Source organism: uncultured Methanobrevibacter sp. (assembly GCF_902801725.1).
Classification (GTDB): Archaea; Methanobacteriota; Methanobacteria; order Methanobacteriales; family Methanobacteriaceae; genus Methanocatella.
In genome coordinates, this window is record NZ_CADCJB010000010.1 from 1 (window position 1) to 6,067 (window position 6,067).

Consider the following 6,067-nt stretch of genomic DNA (forward strand, 5'->3'; position numbering starts at 1 on the left):
ATTAATATAAATAGCTCCACCTTCATCTTTTGCAGTGTTGTGGTCGAAACCAGACCCGATAATGCTTGTATATTTACCTTCCACATAAATGGCTCCTCCCTGGGAACCGTCACTGTTTACAGTACAGTCTGTGAAATTGGATCCTCTAATTGTGGTATTTGTACCGTTGATGTAGATGGAACCTCCATAACGGTTGGATCTTGAATGTTCGAATATTGAATCTGTGATATTGGTAGCCATACCCTTAATATAGATAGCTCCACCGCGAGCCTCATAGTTATTGTCAGCGTGAGTATTCGTGAAGTTGGATTTTTCGATTGATGTGAAGTTTCCGTTAACCATTATCGCTCCACCACCATTATTTACTGAACCGAAAGCATAGGTACTGTCGAATGATGAATCTACAATTGTTGCATTTTCCCCGTGTACATAAATGGCTCCACCGGATAATGTGGCATTGGTATTTTTGAATGCACCGGATATTGTAGAGTTATGCCCATCTACAAAAATAGCTCCACCACAGGTTGCGTTGGAAGTGTCAAAAGTACAATTGTCAATTGTAGTTTCGTTACCAATGATCATAATTGCACCACCATAGTTTAATGCATAGTTATTGCTGAATTCAGTATCTGAGATAGTGATATTGTATCCAGTAATCAGCATTGCACCACCGTCAAGCTTGCTCATGTCAGATCCTTCGCTATAGGAAACATTATTGTAAGTGAATACAGATTTACTGATTGTAATATTTGAACCGATAAGGGAAACTGCCCCTCCTCTGGAAGTGGATGTGTTATAGCTTATACCATGGTTATCATGACATGTGATGTTTACGATAGTACCGTAGTCACCTTCCCAGTAGATTGCACCACCGTCGTCACCGACAACATTGCGTTCGAAAGTGGAATCAATTATCATACATTCATCACCTGCAACATATACTGCACCACCATCGGAGTTGGTGTAGTGGTCATAGAATCTTGAGTTCCTAATGGTAGCATTATAACCTTCAATGAAGATACCTGCACCATTACCATCATTACCAACAATATAATTGGATTTGAAAGTGGAATTTATGAGCTGACCGTTGATTGCACCTAAATACCAGTCGATTGCACCACCATCACCATTTGCAGAGTTGTTTTCAAACCATGAGTTCTTAACTATACCGTCACGGTTTCTTTCAAACTGAATAGCTCCACCACGACCATTAGCTGTGTTATTGATGAATGTACCGTTGTCTACAGTACCATATGAACCCATCCAACAGATAGCTCCCGCATTACCTCCTAAAGATGTTAAATAAGAGCTTCCAGTACGGTTATCATATGTTTGAGTACGTCTAGCATTATTATTAATGAAATTAGTGTCCTTTATTTCAAGATAGTTACCGTTGACATAAATGGCACCTGCAGACCTCAAAGCAGTGTTGTTGATAAAGTGAGAACTTTTTACGGTTGCATTTGATGCTCCGGTAGCCCAGAATATTGCACCACCATTCAATCTTGCCAGGTTTTCTGTGAAATCACAGTCAACGAATGTGACGTTGGTACAGTTTTCAGTTTCAGTACCAGTTAAATAGATTGAACCACCATTATATGAAGCGTTATTTCTATAGAATGTGGTATTTATAACAATACCATGTGAACCAAGCCATTTAATCGCTCCACCATCACCACCAATGATATTGTAACGATTTTCTGTTTCATTCGTATTTGGATTGACAGTTGTTGAGATGAGAGCCCCATTTCCTAAACCTACTGCCTTGTTATTTTCAAATATGGATGCGTTGATGATTCCATAGTGTCCCTCCCAGAATATAGCTCCACCATCATGGATTGCAGTGTTGTTGATAAATGAGACATTATACATAGTAGTGTTGGATGAACCTTCAGCATAGCTGATTGCACCACCGTCACGTGCAGCAGTGTTGTTGATGAATTTTGAGTCTTTGATTATTCCTAAAGTTGCACCTATATCAAATCCAATTGCACCACCATCACCTGTCAATTCCCTATTCAATCCGCTGCTGGTATCATTATCATTATTATAAGTGTTGTTTGCAGTACCTAATGCACGGTTGTTTTCAAAGATACATAATTCAAATGTTACATTGAAATTGTCCTGCAGGAAGACAACTCCACCACGACCGACTGCAGTACAGTTGGTGAATGTAACATTGTAGATATAAATATTGTTTCCTGTAAGCATGATTGCTCCACCGTCACCACCGGTTGTATTGGTATCCCAGTGGCTTGCATCCCATCCTGCGTATTTGACTTTGCCGTCCTTGCTTGCCTCAAGGTCTCCACCATGGGCATAGGTATCCTTGATTATGATGTTTCTGAATTCACCATAGTCCCCGTCGTAGTAGATTGCACCGGCAGAACGGGCGGCTTCGGTATGTGTAAAGTTACAGTCGATTACCATACCGTAGTTAGCACCGGCTAGCCAGTCAAGACCTCCACCGTTGGTACCTGAAGTACAGTTTTCGAATGTGCAGTTGAAGTAGTATACGTGATTTCCACCAGTCATGTATGCTCCACCACCACGACGAGCAGAATCTGAATCCAAGAAATTACAATGAGCTATTACACCATTGTCTCCAGTCCAGAGGATTGAACCTCCGTCACCACCGAAATACTGGTCAATAGCCCAATCAGTAGGTGAAGGTGAAACTTCGGTGGTCTCATCGAGTTTCAACCAGGAGTGGTGGTGGGCTTTATCATTATAGATGGACACATATAATTCGTATTTGACCTTTTGAGTTCCGTTATAAATCTCAAGAACATATAAGTAATCGTCAGTGTCTATGGAAGCCGGAGGCAATTCAGTAACATTAATCACCTGGTCTAAACTGGTTACGTTAACATGGTGAGAATCAATGGCGATTCCAACTGCCTTGTTTCCAGTGAAATTACAGTAGCTAACATTACCGCCGTCACCATCCCAGAAGAATGCTCCACCAGAACGGTAAGCAGTATTGTTGACAAATGAGGAGTTGTAAATAATTCCATTAGCTGACCCCCTTTCAAATGCAATCGCACCTCCGTCACGTGCAGCAGTGTTGTTGTCAAAGTAACAGTTAGCAATAGTACCGTTGAGTGAACCCCTGTAGAAGTCTATTGCTCCACCATTTACACCTGCAATGTTGTCTGTGAATTTGGAATCATCGATTGTAATGTTTTCACAGTTACCGTATTCTAAACTTCCCTGCAGGAACATTGCTCCACCATGCACCTTAGCAGTGTTTTTATCGAATGTGACATTTTGAATAGTACCGTTGTTACCTGTCCACATGATAGCTCCACCGTGACCACCATAAGTCATGTTTCCAAATGAGTTGTTTGCAAGTGCAATACCTAATGCAGAGTTGTTGACGAATTTGGAGTTGATTACAGTACCGTTCATTCCGAACCAGAAGATTGCACCACCAGAACGTTTAGCTGTGTTGTCTATGAATGTTACATTATTCACAATACCGTTGTGGGAACCTTTGTTCCAGTCGATAGCACCACCGTTTGTGCCTGCAGTATTGTTCTTGAAGTAGGAATGTTTGAATGTTGTATTGTCAGAGTCTTCTTCTTCACTGGCCTGGAGGAATATTGCTCCACCACGTTTTGCTGCGGTGTTATTTACTAAGTTACAGTATTCAAGATCTCCTAGTGCTCCGGACCACATTACAGCACCACCATCACCTCCAGAGGTGACAGGACCTACAACACTGGTTGCATTTACTTCACCCAATGCACGGTTATTATAGAATTTTGTGTATCTGATAGTACCATTGTGACCGTTCCAGAAGATTGCACCACCTGAACGTCTAGCTGTGTTGTTGATGAAAGTTGCTCTTTCAACAAGACCATCGTGTGCTCCGGCATGCCAGTCGATAGCACCACCGTTTGTGCCTGCAATATTACCTTCGAAGTAGACATTGGTGAAGGTAGTGTTTTCACAGTTACCATGAGTACAGTTTTGCAGGTATACTGCTCCACCTCTACCACCAAATGTATATGTATCATTGAATTTGGCCTCATTGCCTATGAATCTACAGTTGTCTACAGTACCATTAATACCAGACAATATGATAGCACCACCATCACCAATATTACCATGAGTATCAATAGTTAAACCTTTAGCAGTGTTACTAGTGAAGTTAGAGTCTAATATTTCACCATGGTGACCACTCCAGAATATAGCACCACCATTGGAACCAGCAGTATTTCTGGTAAATGTGGATCTAGATACTTTACCGTCATGAGCACCTTCATGCCAATCTATAGCACCACCATTAAGACCTGCAATGTTACTTTCAAATATACAATCGGTAAATGATGTATTTGTACAGTTATTATCAACACTACTTTGCAGGTATACGGCACCACCATTATGTAATGCATCATTATTGATGAAGTTAGTATATTCAACTTTACCTATAGAACCAGTCCAAAGAATAGCTCCACCATTACCACCAAATGTAGGATAGATTACAATGCCTTTATCATGTGCATCAACTGTACCTAAAGCATGATTGTCTGTGAAGTCACAATGACTTACAGTACCATTAGTACCATACCAATATACAGCACCACCACTACGGTATGCAGTATTGTTTGTGAAAGTTGAATAACTTAGCATACCATTAGTAGTACCACTTTGCCAATCGATAGCACCACCATTAAGGCCGGCAACATTGTTTTCAAATTTACTCTTGGTTACTGTTGTGTTGGTACAATTTTCAGTTGAGTTACCATGAACAAATATTGCTCCACCACGGTATTTTGCAAAGTTATCAATAAAGTTACAGTTATCCTTGACGATACCATGACTACCTACCCATAGCACAGCACCGCCGTCTCCACCACCAGTAACGCCATTGATTTCATTGATGACTTCACCAGTAGCCTTATTGTCTGTGAAGTTGGAAGCGGAAATTGTACCATAATGTCCACTCCAGTGTATAGCACCACCGGAACGTTTGGCAGTGTTGTTGGTGAAAGTTGATTTAATCACTTTACCGTTTTCAGATCCGGCAAGCCAGTCGATAGCACCACCATTTAATCCAGCGACATTGCCATTAAATTCACAGTTTTCAATAGTACTGCTTGTACTATGATCCATATATACAGCACCACCATGACCTACAGCAGTGTTGTTGATGAATTTACAATCTATTAATGTTAATACTCCACTTGAACTTATAGACCCTCCGTTTCCTAGAGCATTACCATTGATAAATGTAATTCCTTTTATTGTTACAGTAGCTCCGCTAGCAATATTAAATACCCTGGCCTGATTTTTAGCATCAATAGTTACTTTTCCTTCACCGTCAACTGTAAGATCAGAACTTATAGTTATTCCGTTGGATAATCCAGAGTCAGTGCTACTGTATGTATAGTTTCTTACTAATTTTCCGCTAGATATATCATCCTGCAAGTCTGAAAATGTTCCTGCTTCTTCACTTCCTGCCTGCAGCTGATTATCTAAATTAGGAAGTGAATATGCAGAGACATCACCATCTGCTGTTAAAACAACAGAATCTGTTGAGTTTCCATCACCTGTTGCCGCAACGGCTTGAAGTGAGAAAAGACAACACATTATTAAAAATATAATTAATATCTCTTTTCTTGACATAATACACCCCCTCCATCTTATAACACATGTTAAATAATAAAACATGGTATGGAGAGTCTATAGTAATTACTATTTTAATATTACCTAATATATAATATTATTCATTTAGCAAACTGTTCAATTTAATGTACAATATTTAATAAATATTGAATTATATAGAACATAAATTGTTTAAATAAAAAAATTGAATTAAAATCATTTCAGTTTTAAAACTAAAAAAATAGAAATTAAACTAAAAAAAAGATTGAAATTTTAAAAATATACAATAAATAATACCCTCCCCATTAGAAAAAAAATCAAAATTGTACTAAATAGTACAAATAAACAAAAAAATTAGAAAAATACTAAACATTAAATAGAATTATTTAATAAAATGTATACTAAGAAATAAGAAAAAAGAAAAAAGATATGCAAATAAATTCTCAAAATCCTT

General features: G+C 38.9%; 1 protein-coding gene. It reads right to left on the reverse strand.

Features of this window, described 5'->3' with window-relative positions:
* On the reverse strand, positions 1-5,634 hold a 5,634-nt coding region (locus QZV68_RS03045; protein WP_296878468.1), incomplete at its 3' end, for a right-handed parallel beta-helix repeat-containing protein.
* Positions 5,635-6,067: the final 433 nt, after the last annotated feature.